Source organism: Priestia sp. VA7, from assembly GCF_055710015.1.
On the sequence record NZ_JBVQPN010000001.1, the window covers coordinates 444,593 to 465,247 of the forward strand.

Consider the following 20,655-nt stretch of genomic DNA (forward strand, 5'->3'; position numbering starts at 1 on the left):
AAATAAATTGTCAAGAGCGTTTCTTTTTTTATATGATAGGTATATGCAATATTTTGCACGGGATATGTACATATTAAGTAGAAAAGGTGAAAAAATATGCAAAATGTGTTGATCGTTGGAGGAGGAAAAGGCGGATTAGCTATTCTGAAAATCTTGTTGGAAACAGAATTTATGAAAGTGATTGGTGTAGTAGACGTACGAGCTAACGCGCCGGCTGTTTTGCATGCGCAAGAACAAGATATTTCAACAGGAATGAATTGGGAGCCTTATATGACAAAGCAGCTCGATGTCATTGTTGAAACAACAGGTAAACAAGGCGTCTTTCAACAATTGCAAAGAAGCAAACCCGCTGATGCACTGGTAGTGCCGGGATTGGTTGCTGAAATTATGGCAAATCTGATGGAGGAAAAAGAAGAGTTAATTCAGAGGTTAAAGCAAGAATCGTATAAATATGATCTTATTTTTAACGCAGCTCATGATGCGATGGTCGTGATTGATAGGAATGGATATATTACGCTATTTAATCAAAGTGCCGAGCGTTTGACGAACTTTTCACACAGAGATGTAATTGGTAAGCATCTTCATGAAGTCATTCCAAATAGTAAACTTGTTGATGTTCTTCATACAAAAACGATTGATCAAAATAGTGAATTTGTGTTAGATAGCGGACGGAAGGTAATTACGACTAGAATACCAATACTCGACGAGAATGGAGAGCTGTTTGGGGCCTTTTCGATTTTTAAAGATATTACGGACGTTGTCGGATTGGCAGAAGAAGTTACGAACTTAAAAGAAGTACAAACTATGCTTCAAGCTATTATTCAATCTTCTGAAGAAGCTATTTCGGTTGTCGATGAAGAAGGAAGAGGAATTTTAATTAATCCTGCTTATACAAGAATTACGGGTTTAAAAAAGACGGATATTATTGGTCAGCCCGCGACTGCCGATATCTCTGAAGGAGACAGTATGCACATGAAGGTACTGCAAACAAGGCGTCCTGTCCGAGGTGTAAGAATGAGGCTCGGTCCGAGTAAAAGAGACGTGGTTGTCAATGTTGCCCCCGTTATTGTTGATGGAAAATTAAAAGGCAGCGTTGGTGTTATTCATGATATGTCTGAAATTCAAGAGCTTACAAATGAACTCAAAAGAGCGCGTCAAATTATCAGAACGCTTGAAGCGAAATATTCATTTGCTGATATCATTGGTCAATCTGAGGAGTTTCAGTTAGCGATTGAGCAGGCTAGACTTGCTGCCAAAACACCAGCTACTGTTTTGCTTAGAGGTGAATCTGGGACGGGTAAAGAGCTGTTCGCACATGCGATTCATAATGCGAGCAGCCGAAAGTTTAATAAATTTGTCCGGATTAACTGTGCTGCGCTTTCTGAGTCCTTGCTTGAAAGCGAACTTTTTGGGTACGAAGAAGGAGCTTTTTCCGGGGCAAAAAGAGGCGGGAAGCGCGGCGTTTTTGAAGAAGCCAATAACGGTAGCATCTTTTTAGATGAAATCGGGGAGCTCTCAGCTCATATGCAGGCTAAGCTGCTTCGGGTGCTTCAAGAAAAAGAGCTTATTCGCGTTGGAGGAACGACTCCTATTCCGGTGAATGTTCGCGTTATTGCAGCTACGAATGTGAATTTAGAAAAAGGAATGGCTGATGGAAGCATCAGACAGGACTTGTATTATCGGCTAAACAAAATTCCGATTCACATACCTCCTCTTCGGAAGAGAAAAGAGGATATTGGTGCGCTTGTTACACACTTAATTACAAAAATTAATCAAGATTACGGCCGGCATGTTGAAGGAGTAACAGAGCGGGCTTTACATTCATTAAGATCATACGACTGGCCAGGAAACGTTAGAGAGCTTGAAAATATATTAGGTAGAGCGATTATTTATATGCACTATACAGAAACAATGATTGATTCTGTTCATCTCCCTTCACTTGAAGGCAAGGGCAAAAAAGAAAAAAATCAGGTGAATGAAGAGGTAATGTTCGATGGGAAGACTTTAGCGCACATGATGGAAAATTACGAAGCGGAACTTATTCAAAAAGTGCTGCTTGCAAACGAGTATAACCGAACGAAAACAGCAAAACAGCTCAATATTTCCCTGCGTTCTTTGTATTATAAGTTGGAAAAATACAATCTTGCAAATAACAGCATGCAATAAAATGCATGGTGTGCAATTTATTGCATATAAATAGAGAGGTATTCTTTTTTTCTATTTGTCGTTAGAATCAATAAAAAATTTTTTTTGTGCGTAAGAACGGATATAAGCAGCTATATTATGTAATATATGCAGTGGATGGCACAAATCTTGCATGTATTTTAGGTGACTGCATAAACGCGCAGTATGCTCTTTAAAACGGAGCAAAAGAAAGAATGAAAAAGGAGAGGTCGAACATTCCATGACTCTTGCTACCATCTTATCTCGGGTTGCTAAGCAGTCTTCTTTGACTGTTGCCATTGCTGCAGCTGAAGACTTAGAAACAATTGAGGCAGTGTATGAAGCTGTGTCAAGGGAAGTTTCTGAATTTATTTTGTTTGGCAACGAAACGACAATTAATGAATTATTCAGGCAGTACCGCCCATCCTTACTCACTCATAAGGCTGTGATGGTCGTACATACGGAGTCCGTTTTAGAAGCGGCTCAATTGGCTGTGCGTTCAGTTCAGCAAGGTCAAGCTCATATCGTAATGAAAGGGAATTTATCCACATCGCTTATTTTAAAAGCTGTGTTAAATAAAGAGCATGGTTTGCGTACGGGAAATGTTTTATCACATGTAGCTGTATTTGACGTTCCTCACTATGATCGTCCGATTCTTGTAACAGATGCAGCTATGAATATTACGCCGTCTCTGGAAGAGAAAGTTCAAATCATTCAAAATGCGGTGAACGTTGCCCACTCGATTGGGATCGAGATGCCAAAGGTAGCTCCTATTGCAGCGGTTGAAGTTGTGAACCCTTTGATGCCTGCAACAGTAGAGGCTGCACTTCTTACACAGATGAACCGCAGAGGACAAATTAAAGGCTGCGTTATTGATGGACCTTTAGCACTTGACAATGCCATTAACATAGAAGCAGCCAAGCAAAAAGGCATTCAAAGTGAAGTTGCCGGTCAAGCAGATATATTACTCGTTCCAGCAATTGAAACAGGGAACGTCTTATATAAATCCCTCATTTATTTTGCTAAAGCAAAAGTTGGAGCTATTCTAGCAGGAGCAAAAGCTCCGGTCGTCTTAACATCCAGAGCAGATTCATCAGAAAGTAAATTATACTCACTGGCGCTTGCTATCAGCGTCGCTCAACAGAATTCTTAGGAGGCACTAACAATGAAAATTTTTGACTATATGGAAACATACGATTACGAGCAGTTATTATTTTGCCAAGATAAAGATTCAGGCTTAAAAGCCATTATTGCCATTCACGATACAACAATTGGACCAGCTCTAGGCGGTACGAGAATGTGGACATATGAATCAGAAGCGGCTGCAATTGAAGACGCGCTTCGTCTATCACGCGGAATGACTTATAAAAATGCAGCAGCAGGCTTGAATTTAGGAGGAGGGAAAACGGTTATTATCGGAGATCCTCGCAAAGACAAAAATGAAGCGATGTTCCGTGCATTTGGTCGCTTTATTCAAGGGTTAAATGGTCGATATATTACAGCAGAAGATGTGGGCACAACGGTAGAGGATATGGATATTGTATATGAGGAAACGGATTATGTAACGGGTGTATCTCCTGCTTTTGGTTCATCAGGCAATCCATCACCAGTCACAGCCTACGGCGTATACCGAGGAATTAAAGCAGCAGCAAAAGAAGCATTTGGAACAGATATGCTTGAAGGAAAAGTAGTAGCTGTCCAAGGCGTAGGAAACGTAGCATATAATTTATGCCGCCACCTTCACGAAGAAGGAGCGAAACTTATTGTAACGGATATTAATAAAGAAGCTGTTCAGCGTGCGGTAGAAGAATTTGATGCGCAAGCAGTAGACCCGAATGATATTTATGGTGTAGAATGTGATATCTATGCTCCTTGTGCACTCGGAGCAACGATTAACGATGAAACGATCCCTCAAATAAAAGCAAAAGTTATTGCAGGGGCAGCTAATAATCAATTGAAAGAAACGCGTCATGGTGATTTAATCCATGAATTAGGCATTGTATATGCACCGGACTATGTTATTAATGCAGGAGGCGTTATTAACGTAGCTGATGAGCTAGTTGGATATAACCGTGAGCGTGCGCTGAAAAAAGTTGAAGGTATTTATGATAATATTGAAAAGGTAGTTGAAATCTCAAAGCGAGATGGCATTCCAACCTATCTAGCAGCAGATCGCTTAGCTGAAGAAAGAATTGAAAAGCTGCGTCGTTCACGCAGTCAATTTTTACAAAATGGACAGCATATTTTAAGTAGACGTCATACGCGCTAATGTTTGAGCTGAAGGCTAGGCAAAAGGAATAAATGAAATCCTTTCGACCTAGCCTTCGTTTATGAGAATGATAAGGTAGGAGGACATTTGTTGGATATGCACGAATATCGAATGCTGATAATAAATCCGGGTTCAACGTCCACAAAAATTGGCGTGTTTCACAACGATAAACCAATTTTTGATCGAACAATCCGCTACGATTCACAGCAAATGAATCAGTTTGAGACGATATATGCACAGTATGAGTTCCGTAAAAACTCGATTTTAGAGGCACTTGATGAAGAAGGGATTAATTTATCTAAATTAAGTGCAGTATGTGGAAGAGGAGGGCTTTTACGCCCGATTGAAGGCGGCACATACGAAGTAAATCAAGCCATGCTCAAAGATTTAAAAGACGGTTATGCCGGCCATCATGCTTCAAATTTAGGCGGGATTTTAGCATTTGAGATTGCGTCTGGATTAAATATTCCAGCATACATTGTTGATCCAGTGGTGGTAGATGAGCTAAGTGACATCGCTCGTATCTCAGGAACTCCTTTTATGGAAAGGAAAAGCATCTTTCACGCGCTGAATCAAAAATCGGTTGCTCGAAAAGTGGCTAAAGAAATGAATAGCACATATGAACAAATGAACGTTATTGTTACCCATATGGGTGGAGGCATTACAGTCGGAGTTCATCAACGCGGAAAAGTAATTGATGTGAACAATGGCCTGCACGGTGACGGTCCTTTTAGTCCAGAGCGCGCTGGTGGTGTACCGGTTGGTGAATTAGTTCGTCTTTGCTTTTCAGGTCAGTATTACCGCGAGGAGATTATGAAAATGCTTGTAGGAAAAGGCGGGCTTGTCGGTTATTTGGGCACATCTGACGTGCAGAAAGTCGAAGCGCTAGTGAAAAATGGAAACGAAAAAGCTAAGCTTATCTATGAAGCAATGGCTTATCAAATTTCGAAGGAAATTGGAGCTGCCAGTACGGTATTGCATGGAAAAGTAGATGCCATTATTTTAACAGGAGGCATTGCTTATTCAAAAGCGTTTGTTGAGCTGATTATTAATCATGTAAAGTGGATTGCAGATGTCATTGTTTATCCTGGAGAAAATGAGCTTCAAGCGTTAGCTGAAGGGGCTCTCCGAGTGCTTACAGGTGAAGAAGAAGTGAAGGAATATAAAGGCGCTTAATAGCGTTTGCAGAAAGGTGTGAAGCAGTGTGGCAAAAGAATATGATTTGGTCATTCTCGGCGGTGGAACCGGAGGGTACGTAGCAGCTATTCGTGCCTCTCAGTTAGGTCTATCGGTAGCGGTTGTAGAAAAAAATAAGTTAGGCGGCACATGCCTGCACGCAGGGTGTATCCCAAGCAAAGCTTTACTAAGAAGTGCAGAAGTCTACCAAACGGCTAAGAAAAGCAGTGAATTTGGCGTAGAAACGTCCAATGTACTATTGAACTATGCACGTGTACAAGAACGAAAGTCAGAAATTGTTTCACAGTTACATAATGGTGTTAAACAGCTAATGAAAAAAGGTAAAATTGACGTATATGAAGGAATTGGACGTATTTTAGGACCTTCTATTTTTTCTCCTATGCCAGGAACTATCTCCGTCGAATTAAAAAGCGGTGAAGAAAACGAAATGCTTATTCCAAAGAATGTAATTGTCGCAACCGGGTCTCGTCCTAGAACATTACCTGGTCTAACGATTGACGGAGAGAAAGTAATCACTTCAGATGAAGCATTAAAGATGGAAACACTTCCTGCTTCTATTATTATTGTGGGAGGCGGCGTCATTGGAATTGAATGGGCGTCAATGCTCACAGATTTTGATGTTGATGTAACGGTTGTGGAATACAGCGATCGAATTTTACCAACAGAAGATCAAGATATCTCCCGTGAAATGACGAAGCTTTTAAAAGCAAAAGGAGTTAACATTATTACTTCTGCTAAAGTAATGGCTGATACACTGTCTATTGATGGTCAGGTGAAAATTTCAGCTCAAGTAGGAGACGATATGCAAGAATATGAAGCAGAAAAGCTGCTTGTATCTGTAGGGCGTCAAGCGAATGTCGAAGGAATTGGTCTCGAGAATACCGATATTGTAGTAGAAAACGGTGTGATTGCCACAAATGATTTTTATCAAACGAAAGAATCTCATATCTACGCAATTGGAGATGTGATTGGCGGACTGCAGCTTGCACATGTAGCTTCTCACGAAGGAATTGTAGCTGTGGAGCATTTACATGGTGAAAAGCCTTTGAAGATTGATTACACAACAATCTCTAAATGCGTATACAGCAGCCCGGAGGCAGCAAGTGTAGGATTAACAGAACAAGAAGCAAAACAGCAAGGGTTTCAGCTGAAGGTTGGAAAGTTTCCGTTTAAGGCCGTTGGAAAAGCTCTTGTATATGGAGAGGCAGAGGGATTTGTTAAAATTATTGCTGATGCCGACACAAATGATGTCCTTGGTGTGCATATGATTGGACCTCACGTGACGGATATGATCTCTGAAGCAGGTCTTGCAAAGGTATTGGATGCTACACCATGGGAAATTGCTCATACCATTCATCCTCACCCTAGCCTTTCAGAAGCGATGGGAGAAGCTTCATTAGCTGTAGATGGAAAAGCGATTCATTTTTGATGATTAAAGGAGGTTTAAACATGACAAAAAACCGTCATGAATCATTAGGATTAACTGATGAACAAGTACTTGAAATGTACCGCACTATGCTGCTTGCACGAAAAATTGATGAGCGTATGTGGCTATTAAATCGTGCAGGGAAGGTGCCTTTTGTTATTTCATGTCAAGGTCAGGAAGCCGCTCAAGTTGGCGCAGCTTTTGCCTTAAATAGAGAGAATGATTACATATTACCTTATTACCGCGATTTGGGTGTTGTGCTAGCATTTGGAATGACTGCGCGCGATTTAATGCTTTCTGGGTTTGCTAAAGCAGAAGATCCAAACTCAGGAGGTCGTCAAATGCCAGGTCACTTTGGCCATAAGGAAAAGCGAATTGTAACAGGATCTTCTCCAGTTACAACACAGGTGCCTCATGCTGTAGGAATCGCTTTAGCAGGACGATTGGAGAAAAAAGACTTAGTAACGTTTGTGACGTTTGGAGAAGGATCTTCTAACCAAGGAGATTTCCACGAAGGCGCGAACTTTGCAGGTGTTCATAAGCTTCCTGTTATCTTTATGTGTGAAAATAACAAGTATGCGATTTCTGTTCCGGTTGAAAAGCAGCTAGGATGCGCAAAAGTATCTGATCGTGCAATTGGGTATGGTATGCCAGGCTACACAATTGATGGAAACGATGTCCTTGAAGTATACCGAGTGGTAAAAGAAGCAAGAGATCGTGCATCCAGAGGAGAAGGGCCTACTCTTATTGAAACTGTTTCAGAGCGTTTGACTGCCCATTCAAGTGATGACGATGATCGTGCATATCGCGGAGCAGAAGAATTGTCTGAAGCTAAAAAGAGCGATCCGCTGGCGTATTTTGCGACTTATTTAAAAGAGGTTAACGTGTTAACCGATGAACGAGAAAAACAAATGCTTGATGATATTATGAACATCGTTAATGATGCAACAGATTATGCTGAAAACGCTCCTTATGCAGAAGCGGAATCGGCTTTAAAATACGTGTACGGTGAGTAAGGAGGAGAACATATGCCCGTTATTTCATATATTGATGCAGTAACAATGGCCATTCGTGAAGAAATGGAAAGAGATTCCCGCGTGTTTGTATTAGGAGAAGACGTAGGGAAAAAAGGCGGCGTATTTAAAGCGACCAACGGACTATATGAACAGTTCGGGGAAGAAAGAGTCATTGACACACCTCTTGCAGAGTCTGCTATTGCAGGCGTAGGAATCGGAGCGGCAATGTACGGCATGCGTCCGATTGCTGAAATGCAATTTGCTGATTTTATTATGCCTGCAGTCAATCAAATTGTGTCAGAAGCAGCGAAAATTCGCTATCGTTCTAATAATGATTGGAGTTGTCCAATTACAATTCGAGCTCCTTACGGCGGTGGAGTTCACGGTGCTCTTTATCATTCTCAATCTGTTGAAGCCCTATTTGCCAATACGCCAGGGTTAAAGATTGTGATGCCTTCTACGCCTTATGACGTAAAGGGATTATTAAAAGCAGCTATTCGTGATGATGATCCAGTTCTTTTCTTTGAGCATAAGCGTGCGTACCGTTTGATTAAAGGAGAAGTCCCTGAAAATGATTATATACTTCCGATTGGCAAAGCAGATGTAAAGAGAGAAGGAGACGACATCACGGTTATTACATATGGTCTTTGTGTACACTTTGCTCTTCAAGCTGCTGAAAAACTGGAAGCAGACGGTATTTCAGCACACATCTTAGATTTAAGAACGGTCTATCCGCTTGATAAAGAAGCTATTATTGAAGCAGCATCTAAAACAGGTAAAGTACTGCTTTTAACGGAAGACAACAAAGAAGGCAGCATCATGAGCGAAGTAGCAGCTATTATTGCTGAACACTGCTTATTCGATTTAGATGCGCCAATTCAGCGCCTTGCTGGCCCTGATGTTCCAGCTATGCCGTATGCACCAACAATGGAAAAATATTTTATGGTGAATCCCGATAAAGTAGAAAAAGCAATGAGAGAATTAGCTCAATTTTAAAAGGAGTTGTATCAATTGGCTATTGAAAAAATTACGATGCCGCAGCTCGGTGAAAGTGTAACAGAAGGTACAATTAGCAAATGGCTCGTTTCTGTTGGAGATCACGTAAATAAGTACGACCCGTTAGCTGAAGTCATGACGGATAAAGTAAATGCTGAAGTGCCTTCTTCTTTTAGTGGAACAATTAAAGAGTTAATTGCAGGTGAAGATGATACTTTGCCTGTAGGAGAAGTGATTTGTTTAATTGAAGTAGAAGGAACTGTACCTCAAAAAGAACAGAAAACATCTGATAAGACTGTAGAAGAATCAGCGTCAAAAACAGCGGACAGTCAATCCAATAAAAGTCGATACTCTCCAGCTGTTATGCGTCTATCACAAGAGCATAATATTAATTTAGATACCGTGACAGGAACAGGGGCGGGCGGCCGCATTACGAGAAAAGATATTTTAGCTGTTATTGAAAAAGGCGGAGCTGCTGAAGTGAAAGAAACACCTGCATCAACAGTTCAGCCAGAAGCACCTGTAGCAGCAGCTGCTCCAAAAACGCAGCAGCCCGCGCCGGTTGTGTCTGCAGCAGGAGATCAAGAAATCCCTGTTACAGGCGTGCGTAAAGCTATTGCAGCAAATATGCTTCGCAGCAAGCACGAAATTCCGCATGCATGGACAATGGTTGAAGTTGATGTAACGAACTTAGTTTCTTATCGTGATGCATTAAAGACGGAGTTCAAACAAAAAGAAGGTTTTAACTTAACGTATTTTGCGTTCTTCGTAAAAGCAGTGGCTCAAGCTTTAAAAGAATTCCCTCAAATGAATTCAATGTGGGCAGGAGACCGTATTGTTCAGAAAAAGGACATTAATGTATCCATTGCTGTTGCAACAGACGATGCTTTATTTGTGCCGGTTATTAAACAAGCCGATGAAAAGACAATCAAAGGTATTGCGCGTGAAATTACAGAGCTCGCGCAAAAAGTTCGTACGGGTTCATTGAAGTCTGAAGACATGCAGGGCGGAACGTTTACTGTTAACAACACAGGATCATTTGGTTCCGTTCAATCAATGGGGATTATTAATTACCCGCAAGCGGCTATTTTACAAGTAGAATCTATTGTAAAACGTCCGGTTATTATTGATAACATGATTGCTGTTCGAGATATGGTTAACTTATGTTTATCACTTGATCACCGCGTGTTAGACGGCTTGGTGTGCGGCAGATTCTTGGCAAGAGTTAAAGAGATTTTAGAATCTACTTCTAAAGAGAATACGTCCGTCTATTAAAACAGAGGCTGGCACAAAAATATTTTAGCTGAAGGAAGATCCGAACGATGAATTGAGATTCTTGAAAGAGAATCCAACTCGTTCGGATTTTTTTATGGTGATGGTAAACGTAGGTTAATTATGTCTCGGCCTCTTTTTATTTTGAAGCAATGATTGAACAATTTGTAAAAGATGTATTAAAATAAAAGAAGAATCATCAAACTTCAAAGTGTAATCATCTCGGTTTAGCAGGCAGCTATTAACTGTAAAGGGGCATGGAAATGAAAACAAATACATTATCATTTCATGAATTTACACGTACACCTAAAGAAGATTGGGCACAGGAAGTTAGCAAAAATACCGCGATCTCTTCAAAAGAAACGTTGGAAAATATCTTTTTGAAACCGCTTTATTTCGAAAGTGATACGGCACATTTAGACTACTTACAGCAGAGTCCGGCGGGAATAGATTGTTTAAGAGGAGCCGGTAAAGAATCATACATACTAGGGGAATGGGAAATCACCCAAAAAATCGACTTACCTTCTATTAAAGAAAGCAATAAACTTCTTTTACACAGTTTGAGAAATGGACAAAATACGGCCGCTTTTACATGCAGTGAAGCAATGAGGCAAGGGAAAGACGCTGATGAAGCAACTGAAGCTGAAGTAGCCTCAGGCACTACAATTTCTACCTTAGAGGATGTTGCTCATTTGTTTCAGCATGTAGCTCTTGAAGCGGTGCCTTTATTTTTAAATACGGGATGTACATCCGTTCCGCTTCTTTCGTTTCTAAAAGCATACTGTGTTGATCATAACTTTAATATGAGACAGCTAAAAGGAACGGTTGGAATGGATCCGCTCGGCACCCTTGCTGAATATGGAAGAGTTCCACTTTCTACTCGAGATTTATACGATCATTTAGCTTACGCAACGCGTTTGGCTCACAGTAATGTTCCAGAGCTCAAAACGATCATTGTATCAAGCATTCCTTACCATAACAGCGGTGCAAACGCTGTTCAAGAACTAGCTTACATGCTTGCTACAGGTGTGCAGTATATTGATGAATGCATAAAACGCGGTTTGTCCTTACATCAAGTTTTACCTCATATGACCTTTTCTTTTTCAGTTAGCTCACATTTATTTATGGAAATATCAAAACTTCGTGCTTTTCGCATGCTTTGGGCAAATGTGGTTCGTGCTTTTGATGACACGGCCGTTTCAGTGCCGTTTATCCATACAGAAACGTCACATCTTACACAGTCTAAAGAAGACATGTATACAAATGCATTAAGGAACACGGTTCAAGCATTTGCTTCTATTGTAGGAGGAGCGGATAGTCTGCATATTGAGCCATATGATTCTGTCACGTCTTCATCTTCTCAGTTCGCTCATCGCCTTGCCCGTAACACTCACTTAATTTTGCAGCACGAAACACATATATCAAAAGTAACGGATCCTGCCGGAGGCTCTTGGTACGTTGAAGCCTACACACATGAATTAATGACAAAAGCTTGGGAGTTATTTGGCAACATTGAAGACCACGGCGGAATGGAAGAAGCTTTAAAACAAGGGCGAATTCAAGATGAAGTTGAACAAATGAAAGTAAAAAGACAAGAGAATATAGAGTGCCGAATTGAGCGCTTGATCGGAGTCACACACTATGCTCCTAAGCAACAGGATGTATCTCAAGAGATACAAAGCACGCCGTTTAGAAAAGAAGAAATAAAAATGGATAAATACAGTGATCAGAACGCTTCGGAATTTTCATCAAATCTTTCCCTAGAGGATTATACAAAGCTAGCATCTAAAGGGGTAACAGCAGGGTGGATGCTAAAACAAATGGCGAAGCAGACACAGCCTGACAGTGTTGTGCCGCTCACTAAGTGGAGAGCAGCAGAGAAGTTTGAAAAAATACGGGTTTATACAAAGGGAATGAGCATTGGCATTATGGAGCTCACCGATCCTAACAGCCGTAAAAAAGCTGAGATTGCCCGATCTTTATTTGAAAGTGCAGGCTTTGCGTGTGAAACAATTAAAAACATAGATTCCTATGTCGAGATAGCAGATTGGATGAATGAACAAAAGCACGAAGCATATGTGATCTGTGGAAGTGATGAACTCGTGGAAAAGCTCTTAACAAAAGCGATGACTTATTTTGAGGAAGATTCCGTTTATGTGTACGTAGTAGGGGAAGAACATGTATCACGCAAAACGCAGTGGCAGCAAAAAGGTGTAATGAGCGTCATACATCCTAAGACGAATGTTATTCAATGCGTTAAGAAGTTATTATGTGCTTTGGAGGTAGAAGTTCATGTATAAAAAGCCTTCTTTTTCTAATATTCCATTATCATTTTCAAAGCAGCAAAGGGAAGATGACGTGACTCAAAGTTCATTCACTGCTTTTCAAACAAATGAACAAATTGAATTAAAATCAGTATATACAAAAAAAGACAGAGATAGCCTCGATTTTATTCACTTTGCACCTGGTGTCCCACCGTTTGTGAGAGGACCGTATGCAACGATGTATGTGAATCGGCCTTGGACTATTAGGCAGTATGCAGGATACTCAACGGCGGAGGAAAGCAATGCCTTTTACCGCCGAAACCTAGCTGCTGGACAAAAAGGGCTGTCTGTTGCTTTTGATCTTGCTACCCACCGCGGCTACGACTCTGATCATCCAAGAGTTGTTGGAGATGTAGGGAAAGCAGGTGTGGCAATTGATTCAATGATAGATATGAAGCAGCTGTTTGAAGGGATTCCGCTTGATCAAATGTCTGTGTCGATGACAATGAACGGGGCGGTGCTTCCTATTTTAGCTTTCTACATCGTAACAGCTGAAGAACAAGGCGTAAAAAAAGAAAAGCTGGCTGGAACGATTCAAAATGATATTTTAAAAGAATATATGGTGCGCAATACGTATATTTATCCTCCTGAGATGTCAATGCGAATCATTGCGGATATTTTTAAATATACAGCGGAGTACATGCCGAAATTTAACAGTATCAGTATATCAGGCTATCATATGCAAGAAGCAGGTGCTCCAGCAGACTTAGAGCTTGCTTATACGCTTGCAGATGGACTTGAATATGTACGAACCGGCTTGAAAGCGGGAATTACAATTGACGCATTTGCTCCGAGGCTATCCTTTTTCTGGGCAATTGGAATGAACTATTTTATGGAAGTAGCGAAAATGAGAGCAGGGAGGCTGCTATGGGCAAAACTAATGAAGCAGTTTGAGCCGGATAATCCTAAATCTTTAGCTCTTAGAACGCATTCTCAAACGTCCGGCTGGAGCTTAACGGAGCAGGATCCATTTAATAATGTTATTAGAACATGCGTCGAAGCTTTGGCTGCAGTATCAGGACATACGCAGTCGCTTCATACAAACGCACTGGATGAAGCGATTGCTCTTCCAACTGATTTTTCAGCTAGAATTGCCCGAAATACGCAGCTTTATTTACAAAATGAAACGGAGATTTGTTCCGTTATTGATCCTTGGGGAGGCTCTTATTATGTGGAATCATTAACGAATGAATTAATGATAAAAGCGTGGAAGCACCTTGAGGAAATAGAGAAGCTCGGCGGAATGACAAAAGCAATAGAAGCAGGCGTACCTAAAATGAAGATAGAAGAAGCCGCTGCGCGCAGACAAGCAAGAATAGACTCGCAGGCAGAAATTATTGTAGGTGTGAATCAGTTTCAGCCGGAGCAAGAAGAACCGCTTGATATTCTTGATATTGATAACACAGCAGTTCGAATGAAGCAGCTGGAAAAGTTAAAGAAAATACGCAGTGAACGTGACGAACAAGCGGTAATCGAAGCGCTTAATCGACTTACCAATTGTGCCAAAACAGGTGAAGGGAATCTCCTTGCTTTTGCGGTTGAAGCTGCGAGAGCTAGAGCTACACTAGGTGAAATTTCAGAAGCTATTGAGAAAGTGGCTGGAAGACACCAGGCTACTTCTAAGTCAGTCAGCGGGGTATACAGTGGGGAGTTTGTGCATCGAGATCAAATCGAAGAAGTTCGAAAGCTCACGGCTGAATTTTTAGAGGAAGAAGGAAGACGCCCAAGAATTTTAGTCGCAAAAATGGGGCAAGACGGTCACGACAGAGGATCGAAAGTTATTTCAACAGCCTTTGCTGACCTTGGATTTGATGTTGATATCGGTCCTTTATTTCAAACGCCTCAAGAAACAGCAAGGCAAGCTGTAGAAAACGACGTACATGTGATTGGCATAAGCTCTTTGGCAGCCGGGCATAAAACGTTACTGCCGCAGCTTGTTGATGAGTTAAAGAAATTAGAGCGCGACGATATCGTTGTTATTGTCGGAGGCGTTATTCCTAAACAAGACTACTCATTTCTTTTAGAACACGGCGCTTCTGCAATCTTTGGACCTGGAACAGTAATCCCAAAAGCGGCCGTTTCCGTTTTATATGAAATAAAGAAACGGTTAGAAGAATAGTTGGTGAAGACAATTGGTGAAATTAAAAACGGTACAAGATTATAAACAAGGGCTGCTTGAAGGAAAAAGAACAGCGTTAGCTCAAGCTATTACTTTAATTGAAAGTAAAGCGCCGAAGCATAAAGTAATAGCACAACAGCTGATTAAAGAAATCTATCCTCATACGGGGCATTCAGTGCGCATTGGTTTTACAGGCGTACCCGGAGCGGGAAAAAGTACGCTGATTGACAAATTTGGGTCGTACCTATGCAAAAATGGCCATTCCGTTGCAGTTTTGGCAGTTGATCCAAGCAGTACCTTGTCTGGAGGAAGTATTTTAGGAGATAAAACGAGAATGGAGCTTCTTACCAAACAAGAGAATGCTTTTGTCCGTCCTTCACCTTCTCAAGGAACGCTTGGAGGTGTTCATCTTAAAACGAGAGAAGCCATTTTTCTTTGTGAAGCGGCTGGGTATAACATCATATTTGTCGAAACGATGGGTGTTGGCCAAGGTGAAATGATTGTAAAAGAGATGGTAGACTTCTTTGTTTTGCTTGCTTTAACCGGAGCAGGAGATGATTTGCAAGGAATTAAAAAAGGGCTGCTTGAATGGGTTAATTTAATTTGTGTAAATAAAGCAGACGGGGATAACCGGCTAAAAGCAGAAGTGACTGCAAAAGAATACGAAAGCATCATCGGCTTCCTTCACGGTCATTCTGGAGGATGGAACCCACAGGTCATCACAACTTCTGCTTATGAAGAAGCATCATTTCAAGACTTGTGGAAGATAATTTGTGACTATAAGGAATGGATGAATAAAAATGATCTGTTTTATACAGTAAGGCAAAAGCAAATGAAGGCATGGTTACAAGCAAGTGTTAATGAATATTTACAAGAATCATTTTATGAACATCCTTTAGTTAAGCAAAAACTAGGGGGTGTTGAAAAACAAATGATGACGGGAGATGCCACAATGGCTGAAGCTCTCGAACACTTGATTAAAATCTATCAGCAGGCGATGAAAGAAATGTAAAAAAGGATCCTGCATTTTATGCGGATCCTTCTACACTAGGGAGTTAAGAGTATGGTTTTCTAGCTGTAAAAATAGTATCACCATTTTTTTTCTTGTTTAATCTTGATTACCAACAAAAAATGAGTCAAAGCAATCGCCTTTTTAGTTTTCGTTTGCTATGATAAAGAATAGATAGCAAAAGGGAGGTATGAAAATGAATATCGATTTTAACTTGTTTATGAACGACGTTGTTCGTCAAGCCCGTAAAGAAATTACAGCTGCTGGTTATACAGAATTAACGACGGCTGAAGCGGTAGATGAAACGTTTAAACAGCCTGGTACAACGCTTGTAATGGTGAATTCAGTTTGCGGTTGTGCAGGAGGTATTGCAAGACCTGCTGCAGCGCACGCTGTACATTATGATAAACGTCCAACAAACTTGGTTACAGTATTTGCTGGGCAAGATAAAGAAGCAACTGCACGTGCACGCGAATACTTCGAAGGTTATCCGCCTTCATCTCCATCTTTCGCCTTATTAAAAGACGGAAAAATTATCACAATGGTAGAGCGTCACGAAATTGAAGGCCACGAGCCAATGTCAGTTGTGATGAAGCTGCAAGAAGCATTCGAACAGCACTGTGAAGAAGTGTAAGAGAGAAGCCGTTTTGAACGGCTTCTTTTTTTATGCGTTTTTTTACCTATCTTTATGCAGACTTTCTAACGAGTGGAAAATGTTGAGAAAAGGTATTTTCAAATAGTGAAACTTATATTTAAAAAAGATATTGCATATTTATAATGTTGTGTTAAAATACATTTATATGAATATATATTTAAATTTCGACATTTACTTGCAATAGCAAAAAACTTATTTCATAATATTATTAATTTTTAAAAAATAATGTAAGGAATAAACTAGGGGGAACGAAGATGAAATTGAAGAAGTGGTTATCGGTAACGGCAATTGGTCTTTTAACAGCAGGCGTTTTAGCTGCATGCGGAGCAGGAGAAGGAACGTCTAATGGCGGAGCAAGCAGCGACGACAAAGATAAAAAAGTACTAGTAATGGGAACATCAGCAGATTACCCACCATTTGAATATATTGATACGGCAAAAGGTGATAGTGAAGCAATCGGATTTGACGTAGATTTAGCAAAAACAATCGGTAAAAAGTTAGGCTATGACGTACAGGTGAAGGATATGGAATTTGGCGGATTAATTCCAGCTTTACAATCTAATAAAGTCGATTTAGTTTTAGCTGGTATGACGCCAACTGAAAAGCGTAAAAAGAACGTGGACTTCTCAGACGTATATTATGAAGCAAAAAACATGATTGTATCGAAGAAAGATGCGCCAATTAAAAATGCAGAAGAACTAAAAGGGAAAACAGTCGGTGTACAAACTTCTTCTATCCAAGCAGACGAAGCAAAAGAAATTGCAAAAGAAGTTGACGGAGTAAATGTAACAACGCGTGACCGTATTCCAGAACTAATTCAAGAAATGAAATCAAATCGTATCGATGCAGCGATTATTGAAGATACAGTAGCTAAAGGGTATGTGAACAAAGACAAAAGCTTGCAAATGTCTGATACAGGACGTCCAGATTCAAGTAAAGGATCAGCAATCGCATTTCCTAAAGACAGCAAGCTAACGAATGACTTTAACCGTGAATTAAAGAAAATGAAAGAAAACGGTGAATTAGATAAATTAATCGTTAAGTGGTTTGACGACCAAAAATAAGAATGATAGTTAGAGAGGAATGGAACTAGGCATGAATTTGGATTTTTCGCAAATCGTGCCTTCTATGCCTTATATTTTAAAAGGGATAGGGGTAACGATACAGATAGTCCTAGCTTCAGCAATTTTAGGGTTTGTGCTGGGAGTTATTTTATCTTTATGTAAAATCAGCCGCAATAAACCTCTTCAATGGTTTGCGGATGCATATACGTCCGTGTTTCGCGGAACACCGCTAGTATTGCAATTATTATTAATATACTTTGGATTACCTCAGCTGCTCGGGTTTGATATTGCCCCGTTTCCAGCGGCCGTTGCTGCGTTCGGGCTAAACTCTGCAGCATATATATCTGAAATTATTCGCGCTGGTATTTTAGCTGTTGATAAAGGACAGCGTGAAGCGGCATTAGCGTTAGGAATTCCTTATCGCCGCATGATGGGACAAATTATTTTGCCACAGGCACTTAAAAATATTTTACCTGCTTTAATGAATGAGTTCATTACATTAACAAAGGAATCAGCTATCGTTACAGTTATTGGAGCACTCGACATTATGCGCCGTGCTTACATTGTAGGTGGAGAAAAATTCGCCTACCTTGAACCGTTAATTTTTGCAGGGTTGATTTATTATGTAATGGTAATGGGCTTAACGCTCCTTGGTAAAGCAGTCGAGAGGAGAATGAGAAAAGGTGATTAACGTTGAAAATTTACACAAATCATTTGGTAAAAATGAAGTTTTAAAAGGTATTTCAACTACGATTAAAGAAAAAGAAGTCGTAGCTGTTATTGGCCCTTCTGGTTCTGGTAAATCTACTTTTTTACGCTGTATGAACCTGCTTGAAGAACCGACGAGCGGAGTAGTTTCAATTAACGGTCAAGTGATTACAGATAAAAAAACAAACATTATGCGTGTGCGTGAAAACGTAGGAATGGTATTTCAGCATTTTCACTTGTTTCCACATATGACAGTGCTTGAAAATTTGACGTATGCTCCGATGACGGTAAAAGGCGTGTCAAGAGAAACGGCTGTTGCTAAAGGCAAAGAATTACTCCAAAAAGTGGGACTTGCTCAAAAAGCCAACGAGTTTCCAAATCGCTTATCGGGCGGTCAAAAGCAGCGTGTAGCTATTGCCAGAGCACTGGCAATGGAGCCGAAAGTGATGCTGTTTGACGAACCAACCTCAGCATTAGATCCAGAGATGGTAAAAGAAGTACTAGATGTAATGAAGTCGCTAACAGAAACAGGAATGACGATGGTCATTGTAACGCATGAAATGGGATTTGCACGAGAAGTAGCGGATCGTGTGCTGTTTTTAGACGGCGGTGTCCTTGTTGAAGATGCGCCTCCGGCTGAATTTTTCTCAGCTCCTAAAAGCAAGCGTGCTAAAGATTTCTTAGAAAAGATTTTATAATAAAAAAGTGCAGGAAGAGTACGATCTTTTCTGCACTTTTTTTATTGGAATTTATACAGTACAGCAAGATTTAAGGTTGTGTTATTTTTCTATTCGTGTTAATAAAGAATAGAGTATTTTATCACACTAAAAAGAAACCAACATGTAGGAGTCTAGAAAATGAAATTTAAAATTGGGTACCGGACAATTAAAACAGCCGTCGGTACATCACTGGCTATTATTATAGCTCAGTTCTTTCACCTCGAGTTTTTTGTATCAGCTGGAATTATCACCATTTTGTGCATTCAAAATTCAAAGAAAAAATCGTTGCGAAGTGCAAGCGATCGTTTTATTGCTTGTTCTTTATCCATTCTGTTTTCGTTTATATTCTTTGAAGGGATTGCTTATCATCCACTTGTTATAGGACTGATGCTGCTTTTGTTTATCCCGGTTACGGTTATATTCAAAGTTAATGCAGGCATTGTTACAAGCTCCGTTATTTTGCTTCATATTTACTCCAAAGGCAATATGACATGGGGAATCGTCTTTAATGAACTTGGCTTAATTGTAATTGGGATAGGTGTTGCCCTGCTTGTGAATTTATACATGCCAAGTTTAGATCAAGAGCTTCGCACGTATCAGCAAGAAATTGAAGAAAATTTCCGGTCGATGTTAAAAGAAATTGCCCTGTATCTCAGAACCAATGACAGCAGCTGGGACGGTAAGGAAATTGCAGATACGGTAAAAATTTTAGAAAAAGCAAAAAGCCTTGCGTTTCGTGATGTAGAAAATCATTTTGTGCGTGGGGAAAATTATTATTACCGCTATTTTAAAATTCGTGAAAAACAGCTTGAAATTATTGAGCGTACCCTTCCTCTCATTACCGCTATTGATTTGGTGGTAGAACAGCGCTACATGATTGCCGATTTTATTGAAGAATTAAGTCTATCCATCCACCCCGGTAATACAGCAAAGCTATTTTTAGCCAAACTTCAGCATTTACGAGAAGCGTTTGCAGAGATGCCGCTTCCCAAAACGCGGGAAGAGTTTGAAGCGCGTGCCGATTTACTGCACGTAGTCAAAGAAATTGAACAATATTTGGTTATTAAACAAACCTTAAAAATAAGTTAAACAGTATGCATGTTGTTTATCTTGCTTACGAACACTAAATAAGACAAGAGATACCTCTCTTATCTTTTACTTAGGACTAACGTAAGGTGGTGGATTACGTGCATGTGTTTGCTTTTATCCTTTTACTACTATCTCCGGTTTGGCCATTAGGAGAAAATCCGTTGCCAAATGATCCTTATATTATTATTAATAAACAAAGCAATGAGCTTGCTTATATTCAAAATAAAGAAATTAAACAAATTATTAAAGTAGCAACGGGGAAAGCAGTTAATCTGACGCCCGAAGGGGAGTTCACGGTAACAGTAAAAGCTGTTAATCCTTATTATCGGAGAAGTAACATTGAAGGAGGCGCTCCTCAAAATCCTCTAGGTGTAAGGTGGATTGGATTTGATGCAAGAGAGACTGACGGACGTATTTATGGCATTCATGGTACAAATCAGCCGGATTCCATCGGTAAATATGTATCGAATGGCTGTATTCGCGTAGAAAATCGTGAAGTAAGCCATCTATATGATCAAGTCCCGTTAGGTACAAAAGTATGGATTGTATCTACAGATCAATCTTTTGAAGAGTTAGCCGCCCAAAAAGGGATTGTGAATATACAGCAAAAGACTGGTGACTAGTCACCA

At 40.2% G+C, this 20,655-nt stretch carries 17 protein-coding genes; all 17 read left to right on the forward strand.

From position 1 onward, the window contains the following. Positions 1-96 precede the first annotated feature (96 nt). The 17 genes from AC0C45_RS02385 (at position 97) to AC0C45_RS02465 (ending at position 20,649) form a co-directional block, all read left to right on the forward strand. Positions 97-2,166 (forward strand): sigma-54 interaction domain-containing protein, encoded by a 2,070-nt coding sequence (locus AC0C45_RS02385; protein WP_034648960.1) that lies wholly within the window; start codon positions 97-99, stop codon positions 2,164-2,166. A gap of 238 nt (positions 2,167-2,404) precedes the next feature. Beyond that, the gene (yqiS, locus tag AC0C45_RS02390) at positions 2,405-3,316 is read left to right on the forward strand and encodes a phosphate butyryltransferase (protein ID WP_034648961.1); all 912 of its coding nucleotides are present in this window, start codon (positions 2,405-2,407) and stop codon (positions 3,314-3,316) included. A 12-nt stretch (positions 3,317-3,328) separates the two neighbouring features. Then, entirely contained in the window at positions 3,329-4,432 is a 1,104-nt protein-coding gene (gene bcd / locus AC0C45_RS02395) for a branched-chain amino acid dehydrogenase (RefSeq protein ID WP_047932152.1), read from the forward strand. A 96-nt stretch (positions 4,433-4,528) separates the two neighbouring features. Further along, positions 4,529-5,608 carry a butyrate kinase gene (gene buk, locus AC0C45_RS02400; RefSeq protein WP_370511583.1) on the forward strand — a complete coding sequence of 360 codons (1,080 nt, stop codon included), beginning with the start codon at positions 4,529-4,531 and terminating at the stop codon, positions 5,606-5,608. A gap of 28 nt (positions 5,609-5,636) precedes the next feature. Beyond that, positions 5,637-7,058: a dihydrolipoyl dehydrogenase gene (gene lpdA, locus AC0C45_RS02405; protein ID WP_034648963.1), complete on the forward strand. Its 1,422-nt coding sequence runs from the start codon at positions 5,637-5,639 to the stop codon at positions 7,056-7,058. Between the two features lie 20 nt (positions 7,059-7,078). Then, entirely contained in the window at positions 7,079-8,071 is a 993-nt protein-coding gene (locus tag AC0C45_RS02410; RefSeq protein WP_013084976.1) for a thiamine pyrophosphate-dependent dehydrogenase E1 component subunit alpha, read from the forward strand. Positions 8,072-8,083: 12 nt separating this feature from the next. Further along, positions 8,084-9,067, forward strand: a complete 984-nt coding sequence (locus tag AC0C45_RS02415; RefSeq protein ID WP_047932151.1) for an alpha-ketoacid dehydrogenase subunit beta — start codon at positions 8,084-8,086, stop codon at positions 9,065-9,067. 15 nt (positions 9,068-9,082) lie between these two features. Further along, complete coding sequence (locus AC0C45_RS02420; RefSeq protein WP_013059120.1) at positions 9,083-10,342, forward strand: dihydrolipoamide acetyltransferase family protein; 1,260 nt, start codon at positions 9,083-9,085, stop codon at positions 10,340-10,342. A gap of 260 nt (positions 10,343-10,602) precedes the next feature. Further along, positions 10,603-12,639, forward strand: coding sequence for a methylmalonyl-CoA mutase family protein (locus AC0C45_RS02425; RefSeq protein ID WP_047932150.1), 2,037 nt, complete (start codon positions 10,603-10,605; stop codon positions 12,637-12,639). Next, complete coding sequence (gene scpA / locus AC0C45_RS02430) at positions 12,632-14,782, forward strand: methylmalonyl-CoA mutase (RefSeq protein ID WP_472927893.1); 2,151 nt, start codon at positions 12,632-12,634, stop codon at positions 14,780-14,782. Before AC0C45_RS02425 ends, scpA begins: the two co-directional genes overlap by 8 nt. Before the next feature lie 16 nt (positions 14,783-14,798). Then, complete coding sequence (gene meaB, locus AC0C45_RS02435) at positions 14,799-15,794, forward strand: methylmalonyl Co-A mutase-associated GTPase MeaB (protein WP_257061278.1); 996 nt, start codon at positions 14,799-14,801, stop codon at positions 15,792-15,794. Positions 15,795-15,987: 193 nt separating this feature from the next. Continuing rightward, a complete protein-coding gene (locus AC0C45_RS02440; protein WP_013084970.1) occupies positions 15,988-16,425 on the forward strand; it encodes a BrxA/BrxB family bacilliredoxin in 438 nt (145 codons plus the stop codon). Between the two features lie 281 nt (positions 16,426-16,706). Next, positions 16,707-17,510, forward strand: coding sequence for a transporter substrate-binding domain-containing protein (locus AC0C45_RS02445; protein WP_026106695.1), 804 nt, complete (start codon positions 16,707-16,709; stop codon positions 17,508-17,510). Positions 17,511-17,541: 31 nt separating this feature from the next. Further along, positions 17,542-18,201 carry an amino acid ABC transporter permease gene (locus AC0C45_RS02450; protein WP_013059114.1) on the forward strand — a complete coding sequence of 220 codons (660 nt, stop codon included), beginning with the start codon at positions 17,542-17,544 and terminating at the stop codon, positions 18,199-18,201. Further along, a complete protein-coding gene (locus AC0C45_RS02455; RefSeq protein WP_013059113.1) occupies positions 18,194-18,916 on the forward strand; it encodes an amino acid ABC transporter ATP-binding protein in 723 nt (240 codons plus the stop codon). Before AC0C45_RS02450 ends, AC0C45_RS02455 begins: the two co-directional genes overlap by 8 nt. A 159-nt stretch (positions 18,917-19,075) precedes the next feature. After that, positions 19,076-20,026, forward strand: a complete 951-nt coding sequence (locus tag AC0C45_RS02460) for an aromatic acid exporter family protein (protein ID WP_013059112.1) — start codon at positions 19,076-19,078, stop codon at positions 20,024-20,026. Positions 20,027-20,124: 98 nt separating this feature from the next. Beyond that, positions 20,125-20,649: a L,D-transpeptidase gene (locus AC0C45_RS02465; protein ID WP_034648976.1), complete on the forward strand. Its 525-nt coding sequence runs from the start codon at positions 20,125-20,127 to the stop codon at positions 20,647-20,649. Positions 20,650-20,655: the final 6 nt, after the last annotated feature.